At 73.6% G+C, this 26,856-nt stretch carries 27 protein-coding genes and 1 pseudogene; 15 read left to right on the forward strand and 13 right to left on the reverse strand.

Annotated features, from left to right (window positions below):
• Positions 1 to 33: 33 nt before the first annotated feature.
• Positions 34 to 486: a MarR family winged helix-turn-helix transcriptional regulator gene (locus ABTZ54_RS16275; protein WP_351663112.1), complete on the reverse strand. Its 453-nt coding sequence runs from the start codon at positions 484 to 486 to the stop codon at positions 34 to 36.
• Between the two features lie 188 nt (positions 487 to 674).
• On the opposite strand from ABTZ54_RS16275, the gene ABTZ54_RS16280 reads away from it, so the two are divergent.
• From ABTZ54_RS16280 to pcaDC, 6 genes are all read left to right on the forward strand, one after another.
• Complete coding sequence (locus ABTZ54_RS16280; RefSeq protein ID WP_351663115.1) at positions 675 to 1,463, forward strand: CoA transferase subunit A; 789 nt, start codon at positions 675 to 677, stop codon at positions 1,461 to 1,463.
• The gene (locus ABTZ54_RS16285) at positions 1,460 to 2,110 is read left to right on the forward strand and encodes a CoA transferase subunit B (RefSeq protein WP_351663118.1); all 651 of its coding nucleotides are present in this window, start codon (positions 1,460 to 1,462) and stop codon (positions 2,108 to 2,110) included. Before ABTZ54_RS16280 ends, ABTZ54_RS16285 begins: the two co-directional genes overlap by 4 nt.
• A 67-nt stretch (positions 2,111 to 2,177) precedes the next feature.
• Positions 2,178 to 2,954, forward strand: coding sequence for a protocatechuate 3,4-dioxygenase subunit beta (gene pcaH, locus ABTZ54_RS16290; RefSeq protein ID WP_351663121.1), 777 nt, complete (start codon positions 2,178 to 2,180; stop codon positions 2,952 to 2,954).
• A gap of 4 nt (positions 2,955 to 2,958) precedes the next feature.
• On the forward strand, positions 2,959 to 3,516 hold the full coding sequence (gene pcaG / locus ABTZ54_RS16295) for a protocatechuate 3,4-dioxygenase subunit alpha (protein ID WP_351663124.1): 558 nt from the start codon (positions 2,959 to 2,961) through the stop codon (positions 3,514 to 3,516).
• Entirely contained in the window at positions 3,513 to 4,901 is a 1,389-nt protein-coding gene (gene pcaB, locus ABTZ54_RS16300) for a 3-carboxy-cis,cis-muconate cycloisomerase (protein ID WP_351663127.1), read from the forward strand. The genes pcaG and pcaB overlap by 4 nt, the downstream gene beginning before the upstream one ends.
• Positions 4,898 to 6,064 carry a bifunctional 3-oxoadipate enol-lactonase/4-carboxymuconolactone decarboxylase PcaDC gene (pcaDC, locus tag ABTZ54_RS16305; RefSeq protein WP_351663130.1) on the forward strand — a complete coding sequence of 389 codons (1,167 nt, stop codon included), beginning with the start codon at positions 4,898 to 4,900 and terminating at the stop codon, positions 6,062 to 6,064. Before pcaB ends, pcaDC begins: the two co-directional genes overlap by 4 nt.
• Here pcaDC and ABTZ54_RS16310 read toward each other — a convergent pair.
• Complete coding sequence (locus tag ABTZ54_RS16310) at positions 6,030 to 7,637, reverse strand: IclR family transcriptional regulator domain-containing protein (RefSeq protein WP_351663133.1); 1,608 nt, start codon at positions 7,635 to 7,637, stop codon at positions 6,030 to 6,032. The genes pcaDC and ABTZ54_RS16310 overlap by 35 nt on opposite strands.
• Before the next feature lie 195 nt (positions 7,638 to 7,832).
• Here ABTZ54_RS16310 and ABTZ54_RS16315 point away from each other — a divergent pair, with 195 nt between their 5' ends.
• Positions 7,833 to 9,017: a 4-hydroxybenzoate 3-monooxygenase gene (locus tag ABTZ54_RS16315; RefSeq protein ID WP_351663136.1), complete on the forward strand. Its 1,185-nt coding sequence runs from the start codon at positions 7,833 to 7,835 to the stop codon at positions 9,015 to 9,017.
• A gap of 7 nt (positions 9,018 to 9,024) precedes the next feature.
• Here the strand turns inward: ABTZ54_RS16315 and ABTZ54_RS16320 are convergent, their stop codons facing one another.
• Complete coding sequence (locus ABTZ54_RS16320) at positions 9,025 to 9,480, reverse strand: MarR family winged helix-turn-helix transcriptional regulator (RefSeq protein WP_351663697.1); 456 nt, start codon at positions 9,478 to 9,480, stop codon at positions 9,025 to 9,027.
• A 175-nt stretch (positions 9,481 to 9,655) separates the two neighbouring features.
• Between ABTZ54_RS16320 and ABTZ54_RS16325 the strand changes: the two genes are divergently transcribed.
• Both ABTZ54_RS16325 and ABTZ54_RS16330 read left to right on the forward strand, forming a co-directional pair.
• A complete protein-coding gene (locus ABTZ54_RS16325; protein ID WP_351663139.1) occupies positions 9,656 to 11,101 on the forward strand; it encodes an MFS transporter in 1,446 nt (481 codons plus the stop codon).
• A 50-nt stretch (positions 11,102 to 11,151) separates the two neighbouring features.
• Positions 11,152 to 11,937 carry an SDR family NAD(P)-dependent oxidoreductase gene (locus ABTZ54_RS16330; RefSeq protein ID WP_351663142.1) on the forward strand — a complete coding sequence of 262 codons (786 nt, stop codon included), beginning with the start codon at positions 11,152 to 11,154 and terminating at the stop codon, positions 11,935 to 11,937.
• A 7-nt stretch (positions 11,938 to 11,944) separates the two neighbouring features.
• Here ABTZ54_RS16330 and ABTZ54_RS16335 read toward each other — a convergent pair.
• Positions 11,945 to 12,100 (reverse strand): annotated as a pseudogene (locus ABTZ54_RS16335) (transposase); the annotation flags it as partial.
• Between the two features lie 25 nt (positions 12,101 to 12,125).
• A complete protein-coding gene (locus ABTZ54_RS16340; protein WP_351663145.1) occupies positions 12,126 to 12,671 on the reverse strand; it encodes an RICIN domain-containing protein in 546 nt (181 codons plus the stop codon).
• 230 nt (positions 12,672 to 12,901) lie between these two features.
• Between ABTZ54_RS16340 and ABTZ54_RS16345 the strand changes: the two genes are divergently transcribed.
• Positions 12,902 to 13,768: a MurR/RpiR family transcriptional regulator gene (locus ABTZ54_RS16345; protein ID WP_351663148.1), complete on the forward strand. Its 867-nt coding sequence runs from the start codon at positions 12,902 to 12,904 to the stop codon at positions 13,766 to 13,768.
• 212 nt (positions 13,769 to 13,980) lie between these two features.
• Here the strand turns inward: ABTZ54_RS16345 and ABTZ54_RS16350 are convergent, their stop codons facing one another.
• Positions 13,981 to 14,568, reverse strand: a complete 588-nt coding sequence (locus ABTZ54_RS16350) for an SMI1/KNR4 family protein (protein WP_351663151.1) — start codon at positions 14,566 to 14,568, stop codon at positions 13,981 to 13,983.
• A gap of 386 nt (positions 14,569 to 14,954) precedes the next feature.
• Entirely contained in the window at positions 14,955 to 15,794 is an 840-nt protein-coding gene (locus tag ABTZ54_RS16355; protein WP_351663154.1) for a LysR family transcriptional regulator substrate-binding protein, read from the reverse strand.
• Positions 15,795 to 15,852: 58 nt separating this feature from the next.
• Here ABTZ54_RS16355 and ABTZ54_RS16360 point away from each other — a divergent pair, with 58 nt between their 5' ends.
• Positions 15,853 to 16,269, forward strand: coding sequence for a DUF5997 family protein (locus tag ABTZ54_RS16360; protein ID WP_351663157.1), 417 nt, complete (start codon positions 15,853 to 15,855; stop codon positions 16,267 to 16,269).
• A gap of 113 nt (positions 16,270 to 16,382) precedes the next feature.
• Positions 16,383 to 17,438, forward strand: a complete 1,056-nt coding sequence (locus ABTZ54_RS16365; protein ID WP_351663160.1) for an aminoglycoside phosphotransferase family protein — start codon at positions 16,383 to 16,385, stop codon at positions 17,436 to 17,438.
• 28 nt (positions 17,439 to 17,466) lie between these two features.
• On the opposite strand, the gene ABTZ54_RS16370 is transcribed toward ABTZ54_RS16365, so the two are convergent.
• From ABTZ54_RS16370 to ABTZ54_RS16380, 3 genes are all read right to left on the reverse strand, one after another.
• The gene (locus ABTZ54_RS16370) at positions 17,467 to 18,543 is read right to left on the reverse strand and encodes a ferritin-like domain-containing protein (RefSeq protein ID WP_351663163.1); all 1,077 of its coding nucleotides are present in this window, start codon (positions 18,541 to 18,543) and stop codon (positions 17,467 to 17,469) included.
• Positions 18,544 to 18,650: 107 nt separating this feature from the next.
• Entirely contained in the window at positions 18,651 to 19,436 is a 786-nt protein-coding gene (locus tag ABTZ54_RS16375) for a methyltransferase domain-containing protein (RefSeq protein ID WP_351663166.1), read from the reverse strand.
• Between the two features lie 38 nt (positions 19,437 to 19,474).
• Positions 19,475 to 20,389 (reverse strand): LysR family transcriptional regulator, encoded by a 915-nt coding sequence (locus tag ABTZ54_RS16380; protein WP_351663169.1) that lies wholly within the window; start codon positions 20,387 to 20,389, stop codon positions 19,475 to 19,477.
• Between the two features lie 72 nt (positions 20,390 to 20,461).
• On the opposite strand from ABTZ54_RS16380, the gene ABTZ54_RS16385 reads away from it, so the two are divergent.
• Both ABTZ54_RS16385 and ABTZ54_RS16390 read left to right on the forward strand, forming a co-directional pair.
• The gene (locus tag ABTZ54_RS16385) at positions 20,462 to 21,391 is read left to right on the forward strand and encodes a dihydrodipicolinate synthase family protein (protein WP_351663172.1); all 930 of its coding nucleotides are present in this window, start codon (positions 20,462 to 20,464) and stop codon (positions 21,389 to 21,391) included.
• Positions 21,392 to 21,403: 12 nt separating this feature from the next.
• Positions 21,404 to 22,057, forward strand: a complete 654-nt coding sequence (locus tag ABTZ54_RS16390) for a maleylpyruvate isomerase N-terminal domain-containing protein (protein WP_351663175.1) — start codon at positions 21,404 to 21,406, stop codon at positions 22,055 to 22,057.
• Between the two features lie 41 nt (positions 22,058 to 22,098).
• Here the strand turns inward: ABTZ54_RS16390 and ABTZ54_RS16395 are convergent, their stop codons facing one another.
• A complete protein-coding gene (locus tag ABTZ54_RS16395; RefSeq protein ID WP_351663178.1) occupies positions 22,099 to 22,464 on the reverse strand; it encodes a YrdB family protein in 366 nt (121 codons plus the stop codon).
• Between the two features lie 194 nt (positions 22,465 to 22,658).
• Here ABTZ54_RS16395 and ABTZ54_RS16400 point away from each other — a divergent pair, with 194 nt between their 5' ends.
• A complete protein-coding gene (locus ABTZ54_RS16400) occupies positions 22,659 to 24,473 on the forward strand; it encodes a S8 family serine peptidase (RefSeq protein WP_351663181.1) in 1,815 nt (604 codons plus the stop codon).
• Between the two features lie 70 nt (positions 24,474 to 24,543).
• Here the strand turns inward: ABTZ54_RS16400 and ABTZ54_RS16405 are convergent, their stop codons facing one another.
• Together ABTZ54_RS16405 and ABTZ54_RS16410 are read right to left on the reverse strand one after the other, a co-directional pair.
• Entirely contained in the window at positions 24,544 to 26,469 is a 1,926-nt protein-coding gene (locus tag ABTZ54_RS16405) for a protein kinase domain-containing protein (RefSeq protein ID WP_351663184.1), read from the reverse strand.
• Positions 26,470 to 26,519: 50 nt separating this feature from the next.
• Positions 26,520 to 26,843 (reverse strand): hypothetical protein, encoded by a 324-nt coding sequence (locus ABTZ54_RS16410; protein ID WP_351663187.1) that lies wholly within the window; start codon positions 26,841 to 26,843, stop codon positions 26,520 to 26,522.
• Positions 26,844 to 26,856 lie beyond the last annotated feature (13 nt).

Consider the following 26,856-nt stretch of genomic DNA (forward strand, 5'->3'; position numbering starts at 1 on the left):
CACGGGACGCCCCGCGATCCTCGGCGGTGATCATCATAGGGAGCCGGACGGGCTGCGCAGTTGTTCGGCCGCGTCCGAGACGCGGCGGAGGAGGGCGAGGAACTGCGTCTGCTCCTCGGCGGAGAGGGGAGCGAGGAAGATCTGGTTCATGCGGGCCGTGCGTACGGTCAGCTTCCGGTGGGTGCGCTCACCGTCCTCGGTGAGCCGCAGCAGGGAGCGGCGCCCGTCGTCCGGGTCGCGGACCTTGTCGAGCAGCCCGCGCCGGGTCAGCCGGCTGACGACCTCCGCGATGGTCGAGCGGTCCAGGCCCACCCGTTCGCCCACGGTCCGCTGATCCAGGCCCGGCTCCGCGAGCAGGGCGTTGAGGACGCCGAACTGGGGGGAGGTGATCTCCTCCGAGACCATGGTCGTCCACAGCAGATGGTGCGCCTGCTGGAGCCGCCGGGCGAGGTGCCCGGGATGCGTGGTCAGGTCCACCGCGGCCATAGTGCGCCTCCTGGTGCCGTCTGCTGCCGTTTCGTCGGTGCACGGAACGATACCTCCCTCCGCCGTTCCGGCGTAAAGAACCGTTGACGAGGGGGCGGACGGCTGCCAGCATGGCCCGGTCGGCGCAGATGCTCAGTGCACTGACTATTCACGTAAGGCTTCGCTCGGACCGAAACGAAAGGCTCCCCATGGACAAGGTGGTCGCCACCGCCGCGCAAGCGGTGGCCGACGTCCCGGACGGGGCGTCGCTCGCCGTGGGCGGCTTCGGCCTCAGCGGCGTACCGAACGTCCTCATCCAGGCGCTCCACGAGCGCGGCACCGGCCGCCTGAGGGTCGTCTCCAACAACTGCGGCGCCATGGACTCCGGCCTCGCCGTCCTGCTCGCCGCGGGCCGCATCGCCCGCGTCACCGGCTCGTACATCGGCGCCAACAAGGAGTTCGCCCGCCAGTACCTCGCCGGCGAGCTCGACGTCGAGCTGATCCCGCAGGGCACCCTCGCCGAACGCCTGCGGGCCGGCGGCTGCGGCATCCCCGCCTTCTACACCCCCGCCGGCGTCGGCACCCAGGTCGCCGACGGCGGACTGCCCTGGCGTTACGACGGCGCGGGCGGGGTCGCGCTCGCCTCCCCGGCGAAGGAGGTACGGGAGTTCGACGGCGTCCCGTACGTCCTCGAACACGCCATCCGCACCGACTTCGCCCTCGTCCGCGCCGCCAAGGGCGACCGGCACGGCAACCTCGTCTTCCACGCCTCCGCCCGCAACTTCAACCCGCTCGCCGCGATGGCCGGCCGGATCACCGTCGCCGAGGTCGAGGAGCTCGTCGAACCCGGCGCCCTCGACCCCGACCAGGTCCACCTGCCCGGGATCTTCGTCCAGCGCGTCGTCGCCCTCACCCCCGCCCAGGCCACCGCGAAGGGCATAGAACGGCGCACGGTCTCCGCGCCCGCCGCACGAGAGTCGGAGGAGAACCCGGCATGACCTGGAACCGCGAGCAGATGGCCGCCCGAGCCGCCCGCGAACTGCGCGACGGACAGTACGTCAACCTCGGCATCGGCCTGCCGACGCTCATCCCCAACCACCTCCCCGAGGGGGTCGAGGTCGTCCTCGAATCCGAGAACGGCATCCTCGGCACCGGCCCGTACCCCACCGACGACCAGGTCGACCCCGACCTCATCAACGCGGGCAAGGAGACCGTCACCGTCCTGCCCGGCGCCTCCTTCTTCGACTCGGCGCTCTCCTTCGGCATGATCCGCGGCGGCCACATCGACGTCGCCGTCCTCGGCGCCATGCAGGTCTCCGCCCGCGGCGACCTCGCCAACTGGGCCGTCCCCGGCCGCATGGTCACCGGCATCGGCGGCGCGATGGACCTCGTCCACGGCGCCCGCACCGTCATCGTGGTCATGACCCACACCGCCAAGGACGGCTCCCCGAAGGTCGTCCAGGAATGCGACCTGCCGCTCACCGGGCGCGCCTGCGTCGACCGCATCGTCACCGACCTCTGCGTCCTCGACGTCACGGACGACGGCCTCGTCCTCGTCGAGACGGCTCCGGGCGTCACCGCGCGTGAGGTGGCGGAGAAGACGGCGGCGCCGGTGCGCGTCCCGGACCCGAGCCCCGGGCGCTGACGCACCGACCGACCAACCCCGCTCCCGCCCCGCCCCGTCTCCACCGATCCCACCCCCAGGAGCCTCCATGGCCGACCTCACCCAGGCGCACATAGACGCCGAGATCGCCGCCCACCAGGACGCCTACGACAAGGCCCTCGCCTCCGGCGCCCCGCCGCGCCACCACCCGCCGCGCGACTACACCCCGTACCGCAGCTCCCTCCTGCGCCACCCCCGGCAGCCGCTCGTCGCGGTGGACGGTACGGGGGACCCCGAGGCCGTCGAGCTGACCGGGCCCGTCTTCGGGGTCACCGACGTCACCGAGACCGACAGCGACCTGACCCGCGCGCACACCGGCGAGCCCCTCGGCGAGCGGATCACCGTGTCCGGCCGCCTCCTGGACCGCGCGGGACGCCCGGTGCGGGGCCAGCTCGTCGAAATCTGGCAGGCCAACGCCTCGGGCCGGTACGCCCACCTCCGCGACCAGCACCCGGCCCCGCTGGACCCTCATTTCACCGGCGTGGGACGGACCCTGACGGACGATCAGGGCAGGTATTCCTTCACCACCGTCAAGCCCGGCGCCTACCCCTGGCGCAACCACACCAACGCCTGGCGCCCCGCCCACATCCACTTCTCCGTCTTCGGCAGCGCCTTCACTCAACGGCTCGTCACCCAGATGTACTTCCCCGGGGACCCGCTTCTCGCGCACGACCCGATCATGCGCTCGGTCACCGACGCCGCCGCGCGCGAGCGGCTCGTCGCCCGCTACGAACACGGCCTGTCCGCACCGGAGTTCTCCCTCGGCTACGCCTGGGACATCGTCCTCGACGGACCCGCCGCCACCTGGACCGAGGAAGGACGCTGACCTCATGACCCTGTTGCCCACCCCCTCCAGCACCGTCGGACCCTTCTACGGCTACGCCCTGCCCTTCCCCGGCGGTGAGCGGATCGCGCCCGAGGGGCACCCCGACCGCATCACCCTCCACGGGTACGTTCTCGACGGCGCGGGCGACCCCGTCCCCGACGCGCTCCTGGAGTTCTGGCAGGCCGCCCCCGACGGCTCCCTCGCCGGAGCGCCGGGATCCCTGCGCAGGGACCCGGTCACCGGCGGGTTCCTCGGCCGCAACGGCACGGACTTCACCGGCTTCGGACGCGTCGCCACCGACGCCGACGGGCACTACGCCGTGCACACCCTGGCGCCCGGCAGCCCCGGCCAACCCCACCTCGCCGTCGTGGTGTTCGCCCGTGGACTTCTCCACCACCTCCACACCCGCGCCTACCTCTCCGACGGGCCCGACCCCCTCCTCGACCGGCTCCCGGCCGAACGGCGTGCCACCCTGATCGCCACCGAGGAACCGCACCGCACCCACCGCTTCGACATCCGCCTCCAGGGCGAGGGCGAGACGGTCTTCCTGGAGTTCCCGTGACCGGCCCGACGGGGGCGCGCGACGCCGACCCCGACCCCGCCCCCGACCCCGACCCCGACTCCGGGCTCCTCGACCCCCTACGGGCAGGTTCCCCCGCCGAGGCCGCCACCGGGGACACCGCCTTCCTGCTCGCCCTCCTGGACGCCGAGGCCGCCCTCGTCCGTGCCCAGGCCGCCCTCGGCGCGGCGCCCGCCGAGGCCGCGCTCGCGGTCTCGGACGCGGCATCCGACCCGTACCGCTTCGACGTCCGCTCGATCGCGCTGCGCGCCCGTGGCGGAGGCAACCCCGTGATCCCCCTCGTCGCGGACCTCACCGCGGCTGCGGGGGAGTGGGGCCCGTACGTGCACCGGGGTGCGACCAGTCAGGACATCCTGGACACGGCCGCCATGCTGGTGGCCGCCCGCACCCTCGGCGCGGTCCTCGCGGACCTCGCCCGTACGGAGGCGGCGCTGGCCGCCCTCGCCGCCGCGCACCGCGACACGCCGATGCCCGGACGCACCCTCACCCAGCACGCCGTCCCCACCACCTTCGGCCTCAAGGCGGCCGGCTGGCGTTCCCTCGTCCTCGACGCGAGGGACCGGCTGTGTGCGGTACGGGACGGGCTGCCCGCCCAACTCGGCGGCGCGGCGGGGACCTTGGCTGCCTTCGCCGACGCGGGGGCGGAGATCGCCGCCGCGCTGCCCGCCGCGTACGCCCACGAGCTCGGCCTCGCCGTACCCCTTCTCCCGTGGCACACCCTGCGCACCCCGGTCGCCGACCTCGCGGGTGCGCTCGCCCTCGCCACCGGCGCGCTCGGCAAGATCGCCGCCGATGTGCTCGTGCTCTCCCGCACCGAGACCGCCGAGCTCGCCGAGGGCGCGGGCGGCGGGTCCTCCGCGATGCCGCACAAGGCGAACCCCGTCCGAGCGACCCTCGTCGCCTCGGCCGCCCGCCGCTCCCCGCACCTCGCGGCGAGCCTCTACGCCTGCCTGCCGGCCGAGGACGAGCGGCCAGCGGGCGCCTGGCACGCCGAATGGGAGCCGCTGCGCGAACTGCTGCGCCTCACCGGCGGCGCCGCCCACCACACCGCCGCCCTCGCCGAGGGCCTCCGCGTCGACGCGGAGGCGATGCGCGCCCACCTGGACCTCACCGGCGGACTGCTCGTCTCCGAACGCCTCTCCGTCGTCCTCACCCCGCTCCTCGGGCGGGCCCGGGCCCGCGCGCTGCTGACCGGACTCGCCGCCCGCACCCGTGCCGAGGGGCGCGGCCTCGCCGACCTCCTCGCCGAGGCGGCCGCCACCGACGTACCGGAACTGTCCGGCGTCGACCTGGCGGAGCTGACCGATCCCACCCGTGCCGCCGGCCTGGCCGGACACCTCACCGACCGTGCCCTGGAGCGACGTTGACCCCCACCGCGAGCCTCTACCACCGCGCCGAAGGGCCGGCCACCGCGCCCGTCCTGATCCTGGGGCCCTCGCTCGGCACCTCCACCGCCCTGTGGGACGCCGTCGCCCCCGAACTCTCCCTCACCCACCGGGTCGTCCGCTGGGACCTGCCGGGCCACGGCCGCTCGCCCGCCGGGCTGATCGGACCCGGCGCGACCGTCGCCGACCTGGCCCGCCTCGTCCTCGACCTCGCCGACGCGCTGGGCGCCGACCGCTTCTCGTACGCCGGGGTCTCCCTCGGCGGCGCGGTCGGCCTCCAGCTCGCCGCCCACCACCCGGAGCGGATCGAACGGCTCGCGGTGCTCTGCTCCTCCGCCCACTTCGGGGGCTCCGCGCCCTGGACGGAGCGGGCTGCCACCGTCCGCCGCGAGGGCCTGGCGCGGCTGGCGGCGACGGCCGACGCCCGCTGGTTCACGCCCGGTTTCACCGTGCCGCGGCTTGTCGAGGACCACCGGGCCGCCGACCCCGAGGCCTACGCTGCCTGCTGCGACGCGCTCGCCGCCTTCGACCTGCGCGAACGGCTCCCGGGCATCGCCGCGCCCACTCTCCTGATCGCCGGCCGCGAGGACCCGGCCACCCCGCCCGCCCATCTGCGGGAGATCGCCGACGCCGTTCCCGGCGCGGCCCTCACCGAACTGCCCGGCGCCTCCCACCTGGCCCCGGCCGAACGGCCCGAGGCCGTACTGGCCGCTCTGCGCGGCCACTTCGCGGGGACGTCCGCCCCGGGCGGCATGGGCCGGAGCGGAATGAAGGTGCGCCGCGAGGTGCTCGGCGACGCGCATGTGGACCGCGCCCAGGCGCGCCAGACCCCGTTCACCGCCCGCTTCCAGGACTTCATCTCCCGCTACGCCTGGGGCGAGATCTGGACCGACCCCACCCTCTCCCGCCGCGAGCGGAGCCTGGTCACCCTCACCGCCCTCACCGCCCATGGGCACCACGAGGAACTCGCCCTGCACGTGCGCGCCGCGCGCCGCAACGGCCTCACCCCCGACGAGATCGCCGCCGCCCTGCTCCAGGCCGGCGTCTACTGCGGGGTGCCCGCGGCGAACGCGGCCTTCGCCGTCGCCCAGCGCGTACTGGAGGACGAGGTCAGTACGCCGGAACCCGGGCGAACCGCTCCGTGACGTGCAGGTCCGCCTCGATGGCGCCGATCGTCACCGCCAGCTCCGGCAGCACCTCGGCCACGCACTCCGCGCGGGACCTGCGGGCGCTGTGCAGGGCCACGTTGACCGCCGCGACGACCCGGCCCGCCCGGTCGCGCACCGGCATCGCGATCGACCGCAGGCCGACCTCCAGCTCCTCGTCGACCAGCGCGTACCCCTGCCGGCCCACTTCCTCAAGGAGGGCGCCGAGCTCCGCACGCCCGGTCACCGTGTACGGGGTGAGGGCGGCCGGCTCGGTCCGCCCGAGCCGCTCCGCGCGCTCCTCCGGGGCGAGCCCGGCGAGCAGGACCCGGCCCATGGAGGTGGCGTACGCGGGGAAGCGCGTCCCGATGGTGATGTGGACGTTCATGATCCGACTGGTCTCGACCCGGCCCGTGTACTGGACCTCGTCACCCGCGAGCACGGCCAGCGAGGTCGACTCGCGTACCCGCGCGGCCAGTTCGGCGAGGTGCGGCTGGGCGATCCGGGTGAGGGTGGTCCGCGACAGCGGTGGGAAGCCGAGTGAAAGCACCCTCGGGGTGAGCCGGAACGCCCGCCCGTCCACCGCCACGCAGCCCAGGTGCTCCAGCGTGATGAGCGCCCGCCGTGCGGTGGCCCGGGCGAGGCCGGTCGCCTCGGCGACCGCCGTCAGGGGCAGGGTCTCCCGGCCCTCGCCGAACGCGGTCAGAACGGTCAGCCCGCGCGCCAGCGACTCGACGAACTCCCGCCCCAGCTCCTGCTTGGACGCCCCGGTCCAGGAGGCGAGACCGGTCGGCGCCGGGGGAGCGGCCGTCGGAGCCTCCCGCAGGGCCCGCTCCATCACGGCGGCCGTGTCCCGCAGCCGGGGCAGCAGCACCTCGGGCAGCGACCCGGCGTCGTGGCGGCTCGTGTGGCTGACCACGCTGAGCACGCAGGCGATCCGCCCGGCGGGCTCGCGCACCGGCACCGAGAGCGCCACGAGCCCGGGTTCGATCAGCTGGTCGTCCACCGCCCAGCCGCTCTCCCGGGCCTCGGTGACCCGCTGTTCGAAGCCGCCGTTCCCGCCACCCCGCCGTTCCCGCCACCCCGCCCACAGGTCCTCGTCCCACTCGGCGGCGAACAGGGCCCCCGGCGCGGTCCGCTCCGCGGGCAGCCGGTCGCCGATGCGGAAGCTCACGGACATCGCCCGCCGCCGGGTCGCCTGGTGCACGAAGCGGATGCCGTCCCCGTCCGCCACCGCGAGCGACACCGACTCGTCCAGCGCGTCGGCGAGGTCGTCCGCCAGGCCGCCGAGCAGGTCCGGCAGGCGTACGGAGGCCAGATAGGCGTTGCCGAGTTCGAGCAGACGGGGGGCGAGGACGATGTCCCGGCCCTCGACCCGTACGTATCCCATGCGGGTGAGGGTCGCGGTGATCCGGTCGACCGTGGACCGGGCGAGCCCGGCGGCGCGCTCCAGCTCGCCCACCGGCATCCGCCCGCCCGCGTCGGTGAGGCGGCGCAGCACGTCGATCCCGCGCAGGAGCGGGGTGACGGCCTCGGGCGGCGCGGCCTCGGTGGTGTCGTGCGTCGGTGGCATGCGGTCTCCGTCGTGGATCTTCGGTCCACCGTAGTGAACACGACAACGCGAGGGCGCGGCGGGCCGTTGACAGCGACACCCGCCCGCGCCCACACTCCCAGCATAGTGAAGATCTCTTCACTATGCGAACGAAGACGACTGACGGCGACTGACGGCGACTGACGGCGATTCAGGTCGCGAGAACGAGGAGACCCCATGCACACCACCGTCGGCATCATCGGCGGAGGCCCCTCCGGCCTGCTCCTGGCCCGGCTGCTCCACCGGGCGGGCATCGACAGCGTCGTCCTGGAGAGCCGCGACCGCGGCTACGTCGAGCGGCGCCAGCGCGCCGGCATCCTCGAACAGTCCACCGTCGACGCCCTGCGCGCGGCGGGCGCGGGCGGCCGCCTCGACGTCGAGGGCATCCCGCACGACGGCATAGAGCTGCGCCACGACGGGCGCGCCGCGCGCATCGACTTCCCCGGGCTCACCGGCGGCCGCCGGGTCTGGGTCTACGCGCAGACCGAGGTCGTCAAGGACCTCGTCGCCCTCCAGCTCGCCGACGGCGGCCCGCTCCTCTTCGAGGCCGAGGTCACCGCCGTCGAGGGCGCCGACACCGACCGCCCGCTCGTCCGCTACACCCACCAGGGCCGCGAGCAGACCCTCACCTGCGACTACGTCGTCGGCTGCGACGGCTTCCACGGCGTCACCCGAAACGCCGTCCCCGAGGGCGAGCGGCGCACCTACGAGCGCACGTACCCCTACTCCTGGCTCGGCATCCTGGCCGACGCCCCGCCCGTGTACGACGAGCTGATCTACGCCCACTCCGAGCGGGGCTTCGCCCTCGCCAGCATGCGCTCGCCGTCCGTCAGCCGCCTCTACCTCCAGGTCCCCAACGGGACCGACCCGGCGGACTGGCCCGACGAGCGCGTCTGGGACGAGCTCGACGCCCGCCTCGCCCTCCGCGCCGACCCCGCCTGGCGCCTCAAGCGCGGCACCGTCACCCAGAAGTCCGTGCTCCCCATGCGCAGTTCGGTCACGGAGCCGATGCGCTACGGCCGCGTCCTGCTCGCCGGCGACGCGGCGCACATCGTCCCGCCGACCGGCGCCAAGGGCCTCAACCTGGCCGCCGCCGATGTCATCGTCCTCGCCCGCGCCTTCGCCCACCTCAAGGAGACCGGCTCGACCGAGCTCCTCGACGGCTACTCCGACACCTGCCTGCGCCGCGTGTGGCGCGCCGAGCACTTCTCGTACTTCATGACGACGACCCTCCACACCGACCCCGCCCAGTCGCCCTTCGACACCCGCCTCCAGCAGTCCCAGCTGGACCGCATCGGCACGTCACGGCATGCCGCCGCCGAACTGGCCGAGAACTACACGGGGCTGCCGCTCGACCTGTAGCGGCGGCTCAGGGGCGGGGCCAGGGGCGTCCGTCGAGGCGTTCGATGTCGCGGTTGAAGCGCTGGAGGGCGGCGGCGAAGTCGGCGACCTCCTCGGGGGTCCAGTGCTCCAGGACCCGTTCCAGGCCCTGCATGTTGACGGCGCGGTCGGCGTCGAGGCGGCGTTCGCCCTCCTTGGTGATGCGGAACTTGCGGGCGATGCCGCCGTCGGGGTCGGGGATGCGTTCGACGACACCGGCGCGCAGCATCGCGGCGGTCTGCCGGTTGAGCGTCGAGGCGTCCAGGCCGAACGCCTCCGAGAGCTGGCTGATCGACATCGGGCCGTCCATGCGGATCCGGCTGAGCAGGACGTACGCACTGCGGTCGAGATGCCACTCGTCGCCGCGCGAGCGGGGCGCGTAGAGGTGGGAGTGGCGCCCGAGGAGCATGGTCTCGAACTCGATCAGGTGGGTCGGCTTGTCCATCGGGTCCATGGGATCCGTCGCGTCCGTCGAGTCCATCGAGTCCGTCGCGTCCGTGGGGTCCATCGCGTCCATGGGGATCAGCATATGCAGTCTGCATCGCTTGTGCATGATGCACATCATGTGTACGTTGCATATCTTGCCGTACGCCGACTCCGAAGCCGACCGAGGAGAACCCATGTCCGCCCCCACCCCAGCCGCCCGCCCCGGCGGCATCGTCGGCGTGCTCGCGCTGGCCGGCATCGTCGCCGCGCTCATGCAGACGCTCGTCGTCCCCCTCATCGGCGACCTGCCCGCGCTGCTCGACACCAGCGCGTCCAACGCCTCCTGGGTGATCACCGCGACCCTGCTCGCCTCGGCCGTCGCCACCCCCGTCGCCGGACGCCTCGGCGACATGTACGGCAAGCGGCGCCTGCTCCTCGCCTCCACCGTCCCGCTCGTCGCGGGCTCGGTCGTCTGCGCCCTGGCGGGCTCGGTCGTCCCGATGATCGTCGGACGCGGGCTCCAGGGCCTCGGTATGGGCGTCGTCCCGCTCGGCATCAGCCTGCTGCGGGACATCCTGCCGCCGGAGAAGCTGGGCTCCTCCATCGCCCTGATGAGCGCCTCCATGGGCGTCGGCGGGGCCCTCGGCCTGCCGTTCTCCGCAGCCGTCGCCGAGCACGCCAGCTGGCGCGTGCTCTTCTGGGTCGCCGCCGCCCTGAGCCTGCTCGTCGGCGTGCTCGTCTGGCTGGTCGCCCCGACCGGCCGGATCGCCCCCACCGCCGGCCGCTTCGACGTGCTCGGCGCCCTCGGGCTCGGCGGCGGACTGGTCTCCCTGCTCCTCGCCGTGTCCAAGGGCTCCGTCTGGGGCTGGGGGAGCGCCACCACGCTCGGCCTGTTCGCCGCCGCCGTCGTGGTCCTGGGCGCCTGGGTCCGGTGGGAGCTGCGCACCCGTGACCCGCTCGTCGACCTGCGCGTCACCGCCCGGCCGCAGGTCCTCATGACCAACGCCGCCTCGGTCCTGGTCGGCTTCTCGATGTACGCGCAGTCGCTCGTCATTCCGCAGCTCCTGCAGTTGCCCGAGGCGACCGGTTACGGTCTCGGCCAGTCGATGATGGCCATGGGCCTCTGGATGGCCCCGGCGGGCCTCATGATGATGGCGCTCTCGCCCCTCGGCGCGAAGCTCTCCGCCGCCCGCGGCCCCAAGGTCACCCTCGCCGTCGGCAGCCTCGTCATCGCCGTCGGCTACCTCTCCTCGCTGCTCCTCATGGGCAGCACCTGGGGCCTGCTCGTCGTCACCCTCATCTGCAACACAGGTGTCGGTCTCGCGTACGGCGCGATGCCCGCCCTCATCATGGGAGCCGTCCCGCAGGCCGAGACGGCCTCCGCCAACAGCTTCAACACCCTCATGCGCTCCATCGGCAGCTCTGTGTCGGCCGCCGTCATCGGCGTCGTCCTCGCCCAGCTCACGATCGACTTCGGCGGCCACACGCTGCCCTCCGAGAGCGGCTTCCGGGTGGCGCTGCTCATCGGCGGCGGCGTGGCCCTCGCCGCCGCGGCCGTGGCCGCCCTCATCCCCGTACGACCGCTCCCCGCACCCGCTCCCGAGCCGAGGCCCGCCCCGGCGGCCGACACCCTGGCCTGACCGGCGGCCCGGACCCCGCACGCCCCTCCGTGAACGGAAAGAATGCCCTCATGACCCTCACCCAGGACTTCACCGGCCGCACCGTCGTCGTCACCGGGGCCGGCTCCGGCATCGGCCGCGCCACCGCCCTCGCCTTCGCCGCACGCGGCGCCCGGGTCGTCGTCGCCGACCTGAACGCCGAGTCCGCCGCCGAGGTCACCGCGCGGATCGAGGAGGCTGGCGGCACGGCCGTGGCGGTCGTCGGCGACCTGAGCGAGCAGGCGGTCGTCGACCGGGTGGTCGCCACCGCGCTCGGATCCTCAGGGCCCGAGGACGTCACCGGCACCATCGACGTACTCGTCAACAACGCCGGGATCATGGACAGCATGTCCGCCGTCGCTGACGTAACGGACGCCGAGTGGGAGCGGCTGCTGCGGATCAACCTCACCGCGCCGTTCCTGCTGACCAGGGCCGTCCTGCCGCACATGCTGGACGCGGGCCGCGGCGCCGTCGTCTTCACCGCCTCCGAGGCGGCCCTGCGCGGTTCGGCGGCGGGCGCCGCCTACACCGCCGCCAAGCACGGCATCGTCGGCCTCACCAAGTCGCTCGCCGTGACCTACCGCCACCGGGGCATCCGCGCCAACGCGGTCGCCCCCGGCGGCACGATCACCAACATCCGCTTCGACGCCGACCCCGAGGCCGCCGGGCCGCAGGCCCTCGGCGCGTACATGGGCAACGTCGGCCTGCCCGCCGCGGCCGAGACCCAGGCGGAGGCCATCGTCTTCCTCGCGTCCGACGCGGCGAGCAACATCAACGGCGCGGTGCTCCCCGTCGACGGCGGCTGGTCCGCCGTCTGACGAGGATCAGGTCGCACCAGGGCGAGTAGGTGCGGTACGTCCACACGGTGGCCTCCAGGGTTCGGCGGTGATCGGCCCACCGTCGACCGCGGACCGGATCGGCCGGCATCAGCGGCTCGATCCGGTCCCCCATCGCATCAGTGACCACTGACCGGACAGACACATCCGATGGCAGGCACTAGTACCGGCTAGTACCGGAACTGCCACCAGTGGTCGTCGCTGAGGCTGCTGCTGCAGGTGTAGACGCCGACCGGGAGGTCGTTGGTCGGATCGGCGTACCCTGCGACGTCCAGACACACGGGACGATTGGCGTTGTACGACAGGGCATTGACGATCCGATACCACTTGCCGGTGCTGTCGGGCAGCGCGTACCACAACTGGTTGTCGGCCATGGTGCCGTTGCACCAGTAGAAACCGACTTTCGCGTTCCCCGGTACGCCGTAGTCGGCGATGTCCAGGCACAGGTCGGTGCGCTTGGAGTTCCTGATCAGGAAGCCGTCGCCCGTGTCCACGATGTCCCAGCGCTGGTTGTCGCCGGAGCCCGGGATGCAGTCATGCTGCTGCAGGGTGGATCCGAGGTTCGGCGCTCCGGTGTCCGGGATGTCCAGGCACTTGTGCGTGCTGTAGTTGTACATCTGGACGCCGAACAGGTCCTCCGTACGGGCCTGCGAAGGGCCCGCGGCCAGCAGGTTGAGGGCCATCGCGGACAGGATCGCTGTGATCGCGGCGAGCATCCGTAAGAGGCGGGGCCGGTGTGTCGCGGATCGCCGATGAGCGGTTCGGGCGGTGCTCCGGTGCATGGGGTTTCCTCTCCAGGACGGGTGGGTCGGTCCGGACCGAAGGCGGTCGGACAGGTTCGGCAATGCAGAATTTTTCGCTGCCGGGGGGCAAATGTGTGGCCCGGCGCCCGGAAGGTCAAGGCTGCTTGACAGGGCCGCGCCAGGTTGGCGAAGAATAGTTCTCCATGAACCCGGTACTTGACCAAATCCGTTGTCTGCAAGGCGAGTTGCCCGAAGCTCAGCGAGCTCTCGCCGGCTTCATCCTCCAAGACCCGGCCGCCGCAGCCGCGCGGACGATCCTGGAACTGGCCGAAGCCGCCGGGGTGTCCACCGGCAGCATCACCCGCCTCAGCCGCGCCCTGGGCCTGGCCGGCTACTCGCAGCTGCGCCTCGCCCTCGCCGCGGACCAGGGCGCCCGGGACGCCCGGGGCACGTGGCGGGACGACATCGGCGCCGAGATCGGCGAGCACGATTCCGTGGAGCAGGTGGCGGCGGTGGTCGCGGCGACCGTCTCCGGCGTCGTCACGCGCACCGTCGAGAGGCTCGACCTGGCGGCCCTGGACGAGGCCGCCCGGCGCATCGCCCGAGCCGGCCGGGTCGAGCTCTTCGGAGTCGGCGGCAGCGCCACGATGGCCGTGGAGTTCCAGCAGCGGCTGTACCGGATCGGCCTTCCGATCTGGTCCTGGAGCGACACTCACGTCGCTCTCACCGGCGCCGCCCTGCTCGGCCGGGGCGACGTGGCCCTCGTCCTGTCGCACAGCGGCGGTACCCGCGAGGCGCACGAGGTGCTCGCGGAGGCGGCCTCCCGGGGCGCCACCACCATCGCCGTGACCAACGCCCCGGAGTCACCGCTCGCCGAGCAGGCGGAACTTGTCCTGCTCACCTGCGTCGGAGGCGCGGGTCTACGGGCCGAAGCGGTCCTCGCCCGACACGCGCAGATGGCCGTCCTCGACGTGCTGTACATCGCTGTCGCGCAGCACGGCTACGCCCGCACCACGGCCGCCATGGCCATGACCGAGGAGGCCGTCCGGCCGTACCGGAACCAGCGCTGATGGCCTTGGCCCTGGCCATCGACGGCGACGGACCCCGGCTGCGGGCGACGCGCGCGGACTGAGCCGGGGGCCGCCGCGGCCTTCGCGTACGTCGGCACGGTCGATACCCCTACGACGGGCCCGGGCGCCGACCCGGCCAGAAGCATCGTCAGCCAGTTCATCGATGACGAGAAGTGGTTCTGGCTCACATTCCGTGTAGATGTTACGGAGAGTCAGACCTTCCGAGCCATGCGATGGCGGTTCGGATGGGCACGAAGCCGCGGTGAGGTGAGTTCCAGGGCCCGGTTGTCACGGCCGGCGCTCATGTGGTTGAGCCAGCGTTCGTACCAGTCGAGGAAGTCGGTGGCGGAGGAGACGTTGGGGCCCCAGAAGCCGTCGCTGTTACCAACGAGGACGCGGCCGGTGAGGGGACCGGTCACCGCGATGACGCATACGTCGGTGCAGCCCATCTCGATGATGTGGAGGAAGAGATCGCGTCCGTGGGCCCTGGGGTCTCTGCCGTCGAAGCCGCGGGGTGCCCCCGGTTCTTCGCGCGGATTCATGACCAGCAGGGAACACTGCTCCAGCGGCATGAGACCGTAGAACGGTGCCGCGCCTGAGCCGCCGATGTGCGTCAGGAACTGCCGATAGGCGTCGGGCAGGACGATGTCGTGCTCGTCCTCGAACGCGGCGACGCGTGCTTCCGCCAGCTTCGGACCGAGGCAGAACCTGTGCTGCTCTTCACCGAAGGAGTGGCTGCGCAGTGGCTGGAACGGGATCGCTGCCAGCTTGCGACGCAGGCGGGGTATGCGGGGATCCATGGTGCGTCTTCTCTCGTCCCCGTCACCCTATGGGCGGCGGTGGCCAGCTGGCCAGGAGAACCCTCAGCGAAGCCGGCACGGCTCGATGCGCCGGAGGAGGGCGAAGGACCGGACGTGACGGAAGAGGTCTTCCGCGGTGGCTGAGTCGGCGAAGAGTTCGACCGTGCGTGAGGTCATGCGGAGCTGGCGGCCGATCGCCCTCCGACTGGGCCCGGCCCGTCGGTGGTGGTGGGGATGGGGTCGAGGTCGACGTGGAAGGTGCGCGCGAGTGCCTTGAAGCCCGGGTGGGTGAGTGCGTCGACGGCGGCGACTTCGCCGGGCGAGATCAGCTTCGTGCGGGAAGCGGACCGGTGGGCCGTGAGCGAGGTCTGCGACCGGTCCACCGGCTAGGGGCGCCGGCGCGGCTTCCCCGAGCGTCCGCTCTTGGGGGCCGCGCCCCCGGCCGGCTTGCGCCTGCCGCCCGAGGCCTGGGGCTTCTGGCCCTGCTTCTGGCCGCTCTGCCGCTGGCCCTGCTTCTGACCGCCCTGCTTCTGGCCCTGCTTGGGCTTCGACGGCGCGGTGGGCTTCTGGGGCTTCTCGTTGGGGCGGCGTCCGCGTGAGCTGTTCACCGTGCGGCCGCGGACGATGCCGATGAAGTCCTCCACCAGGTCGGTGGTGGCCTCCTCCGGCCACGCCAGTGCGATCTGCGACTGGGGCGTGCCGTTCAGTGTCCGGTACGTGAGGTCCTTGCGGTGGTGCAGCCGGGCCAGGGACTGCGGCACCACGAGCAGGCCGATGCCCGCCGCCACCAGCTCGATCGCGTCCGCCGTGGTCGCCGGGCGCTCGAACGCGGGGCGGCCCGGCGGGCGCTCCCAGTCCAGCGTGTCGTCCTGCGGGTGCAGCAGGATCTCGTCGGCGACGTCCTCGACGGCCAGCTCGTCCGCCGGGTCCGTCGCGGCCAGCAGGTGGTCCTTGGGGAACACCACCACGGTCGTCTCCGTGTACAGGGGGATCGCGCTCAGGTCCGTACGGTCGACCGGCAGCCGCAGGAAGCCCGCGTCGGCCTTCCGCTCGCGCAGCAGCCCGGCCACCTCGGCGTCCTCGGCCTGCACGAGCTCCAGGCGGACGTCGGGCAGCCGCTCGTTCCAGATCCGCACCCATTTCGAGGGCGTCACGCCCGGCACGTACGCCAGCCGGAAGGAGGGGGCGGAGGGGGCGGGGGTGGGGGATGCGTCCGAGCCTGTCACCTGCCCAGATTACCGGCCGTGGTCGGGGACGGCGCACCCGCCCGATATTCTTGTCACCATGACGCAGCACCAGACCGCCCAGACGATGAAGCCCGCCACCGCGGCGAAGAAGCTGGGTGTGTACCTCGACGCCACCCCCGCCGACTTCCGCGAGGGCGTCGTATCCCGCGCCGAGCTCAACGCCCTCCAGACCGATCCGCCGGAGTGGCTGCGTGAGCTGCGCCGCACCGGCCCGCACCCGCGCCCCGTCGTGGCGGCCAAGCTGGGCATCTCCATCTCCGGCCTCGCGCGCGGCGGTGTCACGGACGCCCTGACCACGGAGCAGATCGAGGCGCTCAAGGACGAGAACCCGGAGTGGCTCCAGCAGGAGCGCGCCACCCAGGCCGACGTCCGCAAGGAGAACGTCCGCATCAAGGAGATGCACGCGGAGAAGGCGGAGAAGGCGGCGAAGGCCGCCAAGACGCAGGACTCCTGATCCTGGCTGATCGCGGCTGATCCTGGCGGCCCGCGCCGCCCGCCCGTCCTCGCCCGGCCCCGGTCGGGCGAATTCGGGTGCGGTCGTATCGCCGTCGGTGGTGCAATCGTCCGATGCGGGATGACCTGGACGACGCAGACGATCGGGGCGACGACGGTGACGGCACGCGGACGGCGGCCGTCGTCGTCGACCGGGGGTCGCACCCCGGCGCCGTGACGCCCTGGGAGGACGCCTCCTGGCGGGCGGCCGCCCTCGGCTGGGCGGAGCGCGAGCTCGCCCGGCACGGGCTGCGGGAACGGGGCCCGCGCGAGGTCAGGATCCGGCCCTGGTCGGTCCTGGTCCGGTTCCGCGTCGGTACGGGGGAGCGCGACGCGGTCTGGTTCAAGGCGAACCCGCCCGGCAGCGCCTTCGAGGCGGCTCTGGGTGGCGCCCTCGCCGACTGGGTCCCCGAGCACGTGGTGATCCCGCTCGCCGTCGACGCCAGGCGCGGCTGGTCCCTCCTCCCCGATGGCGGCCCCCTGCTGCGCCAGGCGCTCGACACGGGTGCGGCGGGCCCGGGGGCCTGGGAGGAGGCCCTCGGGCAGTACGCGGCGATGCAGCGCGTCCTCACCCCGTACGCGGAACGCCTGACCGCCCTCGGCGTCCCCGGCGCGGGCCACGCCGACCTGCCGTCGCTCTTCGACACGCTCGTCGAGGACAATCCGCGGCTGGGCCCGGACACCCGCCGTGCGCTGCGGGAAGGGCGCCCGCGGCTCGCCGACTGGTGCGCGGAGCTCGCGGCCACGGGCATCCCCGACTCGCTGGACCACAGCGATCTCCACGAGGCCCAGCTCTTCGCCCCCGCCCCCGGCCGCTACACCTTCTTCGACTGGGGCGACGCCGCCGTGGCGCACCCCTTCACCAGCCTCCTGGTCCCCGCCCGCGCCGCGCGGCAGCGGTACGGCCCCGAGGTGCTGCCCCGGCTGCGCGACGCGTACCTCGACCCCTGGACGGCCCCGGGCACACCCCTACGGGACCTCCGGCGCGCCGCCACCCTCGCCATCCGCCTGGCCACGCTGAGCCGCGCGGTCTCCTGGCAGCGTCTCTTCCCCGGAACGCCGCGCGACGAGGGCGACGAGGCGAGCGCGCATTGGGTCGGCGAGCTCTTCGCCGAGTCGACGCTCCTCTAGCGGGGGCCGGGACCACCCGGCCGCGCCGTCACGGCACCGGCGTCTCCACGAACCGGAACTCCGGGCCGTACGTCATTCCGCTGCCGTCGGGCAGGGGGTGCTCCATGAGCCACTGGGCCGGCCCCTGAAGGCCGAACATCGCGCCGACGGCCTTGCCGAGGAGCTGGCTCGCGGTGGTGGCGGCGTCGGTCTTCCAGGCCTGTTCCAGGAGGCTCAGGAGGCGGCTGTACGTCTGGTTGCCGGCGGTGAGGCGCTGCTGGGCGTCGCTGTCGGGGACGATGGCGCCCGAGGCCGCCCAGCCGCCGGGCGGGACGGTGGCCATGTGGCGGGTGGCGGGCAGGGGGATCGGGTCGCCGGTGAAGTCCCAGCGGGGCGGATCCTCGGAGACCTTGACCAGCTTGCGGCCGTGGTAGATCTCGCGGAAGACGTAGTAGTGCGCGAGCTCGCCGTCGGCCTCGTGGAAGGGGTTCTCCGGTGACGCGGTGGTCCCCTCGCCCTGCTCCTTGATCACGTCGATGGCCTTCGCCGCGTCGTTCAGGGAGGTGATCGCCACGATGTCGTTGCCCGCGCCGTGGGACGCCATCGAGCGGACGAGCTGCCGCTGTCCCGTGATCAGGTCCGCGTGCGCGCGGAACGCGTCGAGGATCGCCGTGTAGAACGCGCCGATGGACGTCCCCGGCGAGACGGCGTTCACCAGCGGGTCGTCGGGCTCCTCGATCCGGGAGAACAGCTCCGCGGACTCCCGCGAGAGACCACTGAGCGACACGACGAGCCCCGGCCGCACGCCGCCCGGCAGCGGCCCGGGATACACCGGGGCCGTACTCGCGTGCGCCAGCTGCGGGAAGCCGCCGATCGTCGTGAGCAGGTTCCCGGCAAGACCCAGGTGGGACATCTCGTCGAACACGACCCGCTCCAGCGCGGTGGCGACCTCGTCGCCCTCGTCCTGGATCGACCACATCGCGCACAAGTACGGCGGCAGCGTGGCCAGTTCGAGCAGTACGGCCTGCTGGAGCGAGTCCTGAAGCCAGTCGGGCCCACGGCGTTCGGCGGGCTCGCGCATCAACTCGACGATCCGGTTGCTTCGGTACCCCGGAAGCGTGGTCATGGGAATTCCCCTCTGGGCGTGCGCACGTACCCGGGAGCGATGGGTGGGTGCGAACGGTCCGAGAGGTACTTCCCACGGTACGCCGCCGGGCCCGGCCCGGCGCGCGCTCAGGCGCCGCTGCGGCCGATCAGGTGCAGCAGTCGCGCGGTGTGCCGGTACGGGTCGCGCGAGGCCGTCGCGAGCTCCAGGCGCTCCAGCCGGGCGTAGTACTCGGGGTCGTACTTCAGGGAGTCGTCGGGGATGTAGTCGCAGAACACCCGTATCCCGTAGTGGTGCACCTCGACGCAGCCCAGGGTACGGAGCATGGCGCCGACCTCCTCGGCGGTGTGCAGCCGGAGGTCGGCGTCGAACATGTCGGTGCGCACGCTCTCGGCGTCCAGCGCGGCGAGCACGGCCCCGGGGTCCATCGTCCGCACCGCCGCCCGCAACGGCTCGGAGTGCCGGTTCACGGCGATCACCGACACCAGACCGCCCTCCCGCAGCGCCCCGAGCGCCACCCCGAGGATCCCCTCGGTGTCGGGCGCGTACGGCAGCACGCCGTGGCAGAGCACCACGTCGAAGCCGCCGTCCGCCAAGTCGCCGGGCAGCGCCGCCACATCCGCCTCGACGCAGGTGATCCGGTCGGCCACGCCCGCCTCGGCGGCGCGCCGTGTCGCGGTCGCGAGCATCGCCGGCGCGTAGTCGACGACGGTGACCCGGTGGCCGCGCGCGGCCAGGCGCACCGCGTCGCCGCCGTCGCCGCCCCCGAGGTCGAGGACCCGTAGGGGGCGCTCCTCGTCGAGGTGGCGGGCGAGATCGGCCTCGGCCACCGCGTACCGCAGCCGCCCCCAGGGCGCGTCCTGCCACTCCCGCCACGCGGGGACCGCCGTGTCGAACTTCTCATGGTCAGTCATCCGCCGACCCTAACCGGGGCCCGCCGCCCAGATCAGGGTCACGCTCCCATCCCGTACGGGTGTACGGAGTCGCGCAGGGCCTGGACCAGGGCGGCGACCGCCGGGTGCGGGCCCGCGCCGCCGCGGTACGCGACCCTGGTGCGGCGGCGTACCGGGAGCGGTGTGAGGCGCACGTCCGCCGGGGGTGCGAGGGCTCCCAGTTGCGGGACCACGGCCACGCCCTGGCCGGCCGCGACGAAGGCCAGCACGGTGGCGAACTCGTCCACCTGGTGCCGGACCCGGGGGGCGAACCCGGCGGCCCGGCAGACCCGTTCGGTCACCGCGCGGCAGAGCGTGTCGGGGGAGGAGACGATCCAGGGGGCGTCGCGCCAGGGGCTGAGGGCGGAGAGGCCGTCGGGGGAATCGGGCGCGTCGCCCGAGGAGGCGTGGGTGGCCAGGAACATCGTCTCCTCGCACAACGGCTCCTCCGCGAGCCCCGGTTCGAGCGCCGCGGGCATCAGGTCGTAGCCGTGGACCAGGGCCACGTCGAGATCCCCCGCGCGCAGGGCGTGGGCCACGGCGGCCGGGTCCACCTCCGAGACCATCGGTTCGAGGGCCGGGTGGCGGGCGGCGAGCAGGACGAGCGCGCCCGGCACGATCGTGCGGGTCGCGGTCGGGAAGGCGCCGATGCGCAGCGGGCCCGCCGGACCGCCGCGCGCCTCGGCGAGCTCCGCCGAGGCCAGTTCCAGGCGTTCGAGCACCGCCTCGGCGTGGCGGACCAGCTTCTCCCCGGCCGGGGTCAGGCGGACCCGCCGCCCGGTCCGTTCGAGCAGCGGCACCCCGGCCTCCCGTTCCAGGGTGCCGAGCTGCTGCGAGACGGCGGACGGGGTGAAGGACAGGGCTTCGGCGACGGCGGCGATGGTCCCGCGCAGGGCCAGTTCGCGCAGCAGGCGCAGACGTCGTACATCGAGCATCAGCTCAGCTTACGGTTCGGATCGGAAAAGCGAACTGGACCTGAGGGGTCCGGCGCGGCCACCCTCGGAGACATGGCACACGCACCCACGCAGCGCTTCACCCCGTACGGGATCCATGTCCCCCTGATCACGCCCTTCGCCCGCGACGGCAGGCCCGACCTCGACGCCCTCGCGGGCCTGGCCCGCTCCGTCCTGGACGACGGCGCCGCCGGTCTCGTCGCCCTCGGTACGACCGGCGAGGCGGGCGCCCTCGACGCCGACGAGCGGCAGGCCGTGGTCGACACCTGCGCGCGGGTCTGCCGCGAGCGCGGCGCCCAGCTCGTCGTCGGCGCGGGCGGCGGCGGAACGGACGCCGTCGGCCGGGAGCTCGCCGCGCTCCGGCGGTGGCCGGAGGCCCGCGCGGCCCTGGTCACGGTGCCCGCCTTCGTCCGGCCGTCGCCGGAAGGGGTGCTGGCCCACTTCGCGCGGCTCGCCGCCGACAGCCCCGTACCGCTGCTCGCCTACCACATTCCGTACCGCACCGGCCGGCCGCTCGACGCCGCCACCCTGCACGCGCTGGGGAGCGTCCCGGGCGTCGTCGGGGTCAAGTACGCGACCGGCTCCGTCGACGAGCACGCCGTCACCCTCCTCGGCGACCTGCCGCCGGACTTCGCCGTGCTGGCGGGGGACGACGTCTTCGTCTCACCGATGCTCGCCCTCGGCGCGAGCGGCGGCATCCTCGCCTCGGCCCATCTGGCCACCGCCCGCTTCGCCGAGCTCGTCGAGGCCTGGCGTACGGGTGACACGACCCGCGCCCGGAGCCTGGGCCACCGGCTGGCGAGACTGTCCGCGACGCTGTTCACCGAGCCCAACCCCACCGTGCTCAAGGGAGTCCTGCACGCCCAGGGCCGCATCCCCACCCCGGACGTCCGGCTGCCGCTGCTCCCGGCGGGCGAGGAGTCGGTGGCGGCGGCCCTGAAGGAGGTGAAGGAGGCGGAGGAGGCCGACGGCTGGAACGCCTAGTACGGTGCCGACGTGGACCTCTTCTCGCGCTCCTGGTCGGCGTTGCTCGCGGCGGTGGCCGACACCCCGGACGAGGACTTCGCCCGCCCGTCCGGGTGTGCCGGGTGGCTCGTGCGGGACCTGGTGTGTCATCTGGTCATCGACGCCCAGGACGTCCTGATCACCCTGGTCACGCCCGCCGCGACCGCGCCGACCGTGGACGCCGTCACGTACTGGAGGCTGGTCGGGCCGCCGACCGGGGACGACCCGCTCGACGCGCTGATCCCCCGGCTGGCGGCCGCGTACGGCGACCCCGCGCTGCTGCGGTTCCACCTCGACGACGTGGGCTCCGCGGCGGGCCGGGCCGCGCAACTCGCCGACCCCGCCGCCCTCGTGGGCACCCGGGGCGAGGTGCTGACGGCCGGCGACTACCTGTCCGCGTACGTCCTCGAATGGACCCTGCACCACCTCGACCTGATCGCCCGGCTCCCGGCGGCGGCCCGGCCGCCGGCCGAGACGCTGGCGGCGGCGCGCGGGTCCCTGGAGCGGATCGCCGGGACCCCGTTCCCCGCGTCCTTCACGGACGAGGACGCGCTGCTGGTCGGCACCGGGCGGCGCACGCCGACCGACGAGGAGACCGCCGCCCTCGGCCCGCTCGCCGTACGGCTGCCGCTCGTCCTGGGCTGAGCGGGCCGAGGGCGCTCAGCCGGACAGGAGCGCGCCCGCCTTCACCCGCCGTCGCGTCCCGCCCGCCGATCCACCGTGGCCAGCGCGGTGTTGACCACCGCCACGACGCCGAAGGCGAGGGCCCAGCCCGGCTGGGCGATGGCGTACAGCGCGGCCGTCGCCGAGCCGAAGACCAGGGCCTTCACGGCGAGGACGCCCGCCAGGGGGAGGGAGAACCGGGCCTTCGGCGCGGCGAAGAGGCCCCACAGGGTGGCCGCCGCGGCGGGGGTGGCCACGGCGAGGAGGAGGCGGGGGAGGAGGGAGTCCGGGGTCTGCCAGCCCCAGGCGGCCAGGAGGGCGAGCGCGGTGAGCTCCAGGAGGAAGGCCAGGGCCTCGTTCAGTACGTGCGCGGGGGCGGGCAGCTTCATACTGGTCATTATCCGCCAACTGCGGCCGAATATCGTCGGATTGCTGTCACATCAGATCAACAACGTGTAACGAAAAAGGTCTTGTCGGACAGAATCCTTCCCTCCGGTACCTGTGGCCTGGGATCTTGCGTCCACCCCACACATCACAGGACCCGGACGGCGCCACCAGCGTCTCCGGGCCATCGGAGGACGCATTGTTTTCCCACATATCCAGCCGGCTGAGACTCCCGATCGCGGCCGCCGCCGTCGTCAGCGCCGCCGTCGCCCTCGCCGCCCCCGCCCAGGCCGCACCGACCGGGATCGGCCCCTCGGCCCCCGCCGCGGCGACCAGCACCCGCACGGCCGCCGTCACGCAGGCCACCACCGGGACCTGGGTCGCCGGCACCCGCGCCTACCTGGTCATCACGGCACCCGGCGCCACCGCCTCCGCGCAGACGGCCGTGACCGCCAACGGCGGCACCGTCTTCGCCGCCTATGACGCCATCGGCGTCATCGTGGCCCACTCCGCCGGCGCCTCCTTCGCCGCCACCATGCGCGGCGTCTCCGGCGTGCAGCAGGTCGGCGCGACGCGTACCTCCGACGTCCCCGCCGACGCCTACAACCCGGCGCTGCCCGCGAACCCCACGCAGTCCGCCACCACGCTGACCGAGTCCAACCGCTGGGACATGACCCAGATCAAGGCCGACCAGGCCTGGGCCGTCACCACCGGATCCGCCTCGGTGAAGGTCGGTGTGCTGGACACCGGCGTCGACGACCAGCACCAGGACATCGCGCCCAACTTCAACGCCGCCGACTCCGCCTCCTGCGCCTACGGCAAGGCGGACACCCGCGCCGGTGCCTGGCGCGACGTCGGCACCCACGGCACCCACGTGGCCGGCACGATCGCCGCCGCCAAGAACGGCAAGGGCGTCATCGGCGTCGCGCCGGGCGTGAAGATCTCCTCGGTCCGCATCGCGGAGCCCACCAGCAGCCTGTTCTTCGCGGAGAACACCATCTGCGGCTTCGTCTGGGCCGGTGACCACGGCTTCAAGGTCACCAACAACAGCTACTACACGGACCCGTGGCAGTTCAACTGCCCCGACAACGTGGACCAGGCCGCCATCATCGAGGGCGTCCGCCGGGCCCAGGCGTACGCCGAGGGCAAGGGCTCGCTCCAGGTCGCCGCCGCCGGCAACTCCAACTACGACCTGGCGAACAAGACGACCGACACGGAGAGCCCCAACGACTCCACCCCGGTCACCCGCACCATCACCAACGCCTGCATCGACATCCCGACCGAGCTTCCGGGCGTCGTGACCGTCGCCGCGCAGGCCAGCGGCGGCGCCAAGGCCTCGTACTCCAACTTCGGCAACGGCGTCATCGACGTCGCCGCGCCGGGCGGCGACGGTGCCACCCAGGTCTACTCGACGCTGCCGGGCGGCAAGTACGGCAACATGAGCGGCACCTCGATGGCCTCCCCGCACGTCACCGGCGTCGCGGCGCTCATCGCGAGCGTCAACCCGACCTACACCCCGGCGGACATCCGCGCCGCGCTCGCCACCCAGGCGAACGACAAGGCCTGCCCCGCCGACGCCCGCTGCACCGGCACCACGGCGAAGAACGGCTTCTTCGGTGAAGGCGCGGTCGACGCCCTGAAGGCGGTCGGCGGCGGCACCACGCCCACCGGCCCGTACTTCGAGAACCTCAACGACGTCACCATCGTCGACAACGCCACCGTCGAGAGCGCGATCACCGTCTCCGGCGTCACCGGCAACGCCCCCGCGACCCTCAAGGTCGGCGTGGACATCAAGCACACCTACCGCGGCGACCTCGTGCTCACGCTCGTCGCCCCCGACGGCACGGTGTACCCGCTGGAGGACTTCGCCAACAGCGACAGCGCCGACGACGTCCTCAAGACGTACACCGTCAACGCCTCGTCCGAGGTCGCCAACGGCACCTGGAAGCTGCGCGTCCAGGACATCGCCACCCAGGACACCGGCCGCGTCGACGCCTGGAACCTCACCTTCTAGGCACACCCGGCACGCCCCGCCTCCGCCGCGCACCACACGGCGGAGGCGGGGCGTTTCTCGTACGGGCGCCTCAACGCCAGGCCGGGTGGCCCTCCGGCGCGGCGCCGGTCGTGAGCCTGCGCTCGCCCGTGCCGTCCACGCGGACGGCCCAGACCGCCGGCTTCTCGTACGGCCCCCGGACGAAGGCCAGCCAGCGCCCGTCCGCCGACCACGCCGGATCCATCTCGTGGGCCCCGGTCACCACCAGCGGGCGGTCCCCGGTCCCGTCCGTGCCGACCAGCCGGATGTCGCCCTGGGTGCCGCTGCGGTACGTGCCCGCCGTGTACGCGAACGTGCGCCCGTCCGGCGACCAGACCGCGTCCATCGCCGGGTGCGGCAGCCGCGTCACCCGGCGCGGGGCGCCGCCCGGCGCGGACGGGTCCACGAGATGGATCTGCCAGTCGCCCGGCGCGGTCTCCAGGGAGACGGCGATCCGGCTCCCGTCGGGCGACCAGGCCGGATCCTCCACCGGCCGCGTACCGCTGGTGAGTTGACGCGCCGAACCGTCGGAGACGTCCACTGCGAACAACTGCCGCACCCCGTCCTTCTCGCGCAGCACGGCGAGCCGGGTGCCGTCCGGGGACCAGGACACGCGGCCTCCCGCGATGGCGGTGATCCGCCGCTCGCCGGAACCGTCCGCGTTCGCCGTCCACACGGCCGCGCCCCCGGACGCCAGCCGCGTGAACGCGAAGGAGCGCCGGTCCGGAGCCCACTGCGGCAGGATGTCGCAGGTGCCGTCGGGCAGCAGCCTGCGCGGGCGGTCGGCCGTCGCCGCGCGGAGCGCGATCACCCCGTGGCAGGTCCCCGGCCAGCCGGGTGCGGTGTCCTGCCGTACGAGCAGCGGGGCGGTCGGGAAGGCGGCGGGCGCCGGGCGCGCGGCGGGGGCGTCGGCCTTCGGGCCTTCGCCGGTGCCGGGCGCGCCGGTCCACGGCCGCCAGATCAGCAGACCCGCCGTGGCGGCGCACACGAGGAGCGCGCCGCCGACGGCCGTGCGTCGGGCCGTCGGGCGTCGGCGTGCGGGCGGCGTGGCGGAGGGGCCGGGCGGAGGGGGCGCGCCCGGGTCCGGCGGCGGCCCCGTGACGACGGCCGTCGCGGCTGGCCCGTCGCCCCCGTCGCCCCCGTCGCGCTCCGGCAGGCAGCCGTCCGTGGGGTGCGGGACGGTCAGCGCCTGGAGGAAGGCGGTCGGGGTGGGCCGGTCGCGCGGGTCCTTGGACAGGCAGGCCGCGACGGGGTCCCGCAGCGACGGCGGTACGGCGCTGAGGTCGGGCTCCTCGTGGACCACCCGGTACAGCCATCCCGCCGACGGGCCGTCGCCGTACGGCGAGCCGCCGGCCGCCTGGGTGAGCACCACCCCGAGCGCGAACATGTCCACGGCCGGGGTGACGGTGCCGCCCGTGAGCTGTTCGGGCGCGAGGTAGCCGGGGGTGCCGACCTGGAGTCCGGTCCGGGTGAGGGCGGCCGTGCCGTCCAGGGCCCGCGCGATGCCGAAGTCGATGACGCGGGGGCCGTCCTCGGCCACGATGATGTTGGCGGGCTTGAGGTCGCGATGGACCACGCCGGCCCGGTGGATCGCCTCCAGGGCCTCCGCGAGACCCGCGGCGAGCACGGTCAGACCGTCCTCCGGGAGCGCCCCCGCCCGGTCCAGGACCGCGCGCAGGGTCGGCCCGGGGACGTAGGCCGTCACCAGCCAGGCGGGATCGGCGTGGGGGTCGGCGTCGACGACGGGAGCGGTGTGGAAGCCGCCGACCTGCCGTGCCGCCGCCACCTCACGGGCGAAGCGGCGCAGGAACTCCGGGTCGGTGCTCAGCTCGGGGCGTACGACCTTGACCGCGACCGCCCGGCCGGAGCGGGACCTGCCGAGGTAGACCACGCCCATGCCGCCCTGGCCGAGCCGCCCGACCAGTCGGTATCTGCCCCCGCCGACCGACTCCGGGTCGTCCGACTCCAGCGGCTTCATGCTGCCCCCTCGCGCGATGTACCGGGACAGGATCGCGCCGGGCGGGGGGCTCAGTCCAGGGAGTGCTCCTCCCAGGTCTCGTCGTCCGGGTCGAACTCGGTGTGCGCGGACTCCCAGGTGGCCGAGGCGAGCTCGACACCCGGGACGGCGCCGAGGAGGGCGACCGGGTCGATGAAGTGGGCGAGGGAGCCGGAGGGGTCCACCTCGATGGCCTCGACGGCCTGGGCGCGCTCGTCGTCCTCCAGGTACTCGTCGTCCTGGACCTGGGTGAGGGCGGCGGCCTTGAGCGCCTTCTCGTCGGTGATCTCGGCGACGAGCTCGATGGTGACGCGCACGTAGCGCGGAGCGGATTCGGTGGGGTCTGTGCTGGTCATCCGGGCAGCTTAG

The organism is Streptomyces sp. NPDC094032 (genome assembly GCF_040303965.1).
Taxonomy (GTDB): domain Bacteria; phylum Actinomycetota; class Actinomycetes; order Streptomycetales; family Streptomycetaceae; genus Streptomyces.

What these genes read in the sequence shown, in the direction of transcription:
- ABTZ54_RS16275 (WP_351663112.1), bottom strand. Translation starts at nt 486, where the DNA reads ATGGCCGCGGTGGACCTGACCACGCATCCCGGGCACCTCGCCCGGCGG.
- ABTZ54_RS16315 (WP_351663136.1), top strand. Translation starts at nt 7,833, where the DNA reads ATGCACACCACCGTCGGCATCATCGGCGGAGGCCCCTCCGGCCTGCTC.
- ABTZ54_RS16370 (WP_351663163.1), bottom strand. Translation starts at nt 18,543, where the DNA reads ATGACCACGCTTCCGGGGTACCGAAGCAACCGGATCGTCGAGTTGATG.
- ABTZ54_RS16410 (WP_351663187.1), bottom strand. Translation starts at nt 26,843, where the DNA reads ATGACCAGCACAGACCCCACCGAATCCGCTCCGCGCTACGTGCGCGTC.
- ABTZ54_RS16375 (WP_351663166.1), bottom strand. Translation starts at nt 19,436, where the DNA reads ATGACTGACCATGAGAAGTTCGACACGGCGGTCCCCGCGTGGCGGGAG.
- ABTZ54_RS16380 (WP_351663169.1), bottom strand. Translation starts at nt 20,389, where the DNA reads ATGCTCGATGTACGACGTCTGCGCCTGCTGCGCGAACTGGCCCTGCGC.
- ABTZ54_RS16310 (WP_351663133.1), bottom strand. Translation starts at nt 7,637, where the DNA reads ATGCCACCGACGCACGACACCACCGAGGCCGCGCCGCCCGAGGCCGTC.
- pcaG (WP_351663124.1), top strand. Translation starts at nt 2,959, where the DNA reads ATGACCCTGTTGCCCACCCCCTCCAGCACCGTCGGACCCTTCTACGGC.
- ABTZ54_RS16365 (WP_351663160.1), top strand. Translation starts at nt 16,383, where the DNA reads ATGCGGGATGACCTGGACGACGCAGACGATCGGGGCGACGACGGTGAC.
- ABTZ54_RS16345 (WP_351663148.1), top strand. Translation starts at nt 12,902, where the DNA reads ATGAACCCGGTACTTGACCAAATCCGTTGTCTGCAAGGCGAGTTGCCC.
- ABTZ54_RS16405 (WP_351663184.1), bottom strand. Translation starts at nt 26,469, where the DNA reads ATGAAGCCGCTGGAGTCGGACGACCCGGAGTCGGTCGGCGGGGGCAGA.
- pcaH (WP_351663121.1), top strand. Translation starts at nt 2,178, where the DNA reads ATGGCCGACCTCACCCAGGCGCACATAGACGCCGAGATCGCCGCCCAC.
- ABTZ54_RS16360 (WP_351663157.1), top strand. Translation starts at nt 15,853, where the DNA reads ATGACGCAGCACCAGACCGCCCAGACGATGAAGCCCGCCACCGCGGCG.
- ABTZ54_RS16385 (WP_351663172.1), top strand. Translation starts at nt 20,462, where the DNA reads ATGGCACACGCACCCACGCAGCGCTTCACCCCGTACGGGATCCATGTC.
- ABTZ54_RS16325 (WP_351663139.1), top strand. Translation starts at nt 9,656, where the DNA reads ATGTCCGCCCCCACCCCAGCCGCCCGCCCCGGCGGCATCGTCGGCGTG.
- ABTZ54_RS16350 (WP_351663151.1), bottom strand. Translation starts at nt 14,568, where the DNA reads ATGGATCCCCGCATACCCCGCCTGCGTCGCAAGCTGGCAGCGATCCCG.
- ABTZ54_RS16340 (WP_351663145.1), bottom strand. Translation starts at nt 12,671, where the DNA reads ATGCTCGCCGCGATCACAGCGATCCTGTCCGCGATGGCCCTCAACCTG.
- ABTZ54_RS16285 (WP_351663118.1), top strand. Translation starts at nt 1,460, where the DNA reads ATGACCTGGAACCGCGAGCAGATGGCCGCCCGAGCCGCCCGCGAACTG.
- ABTZ54_RS16280 (WP_351663115.1), top strand. Translation starts at nt 675, where the DNA reads ATGGACAAGGTGGTCGCCACCGCCGCGCAAGCGGTGGCCGACGTCCCG.
- ABTZ54_RS16395 (WP_351663178.1), bottom strand. Translation starts at nt 22,464, where the DNA reads ATGAAGCTGCCCGCCCCCGCGCACGTACTGAACGAGGCCCTGGCCTTC.
- ABTZ54_RS16330 (WP_351663142.1), top strand. Translation starts at nt 11,152, where the DNA reads ATGACCCTCACCCAGGACTTCACCGGCCGCACCGTCGTCGTCACCGGG.
- ABTZ54_RS16320 (WP_351663697.1), bottom strand. Translation starts at nt 9,480, where the DNA reads ATGGACAAGCCGACCCACCTGATCGAGTTCGAGACCATGCTCCTCGGG.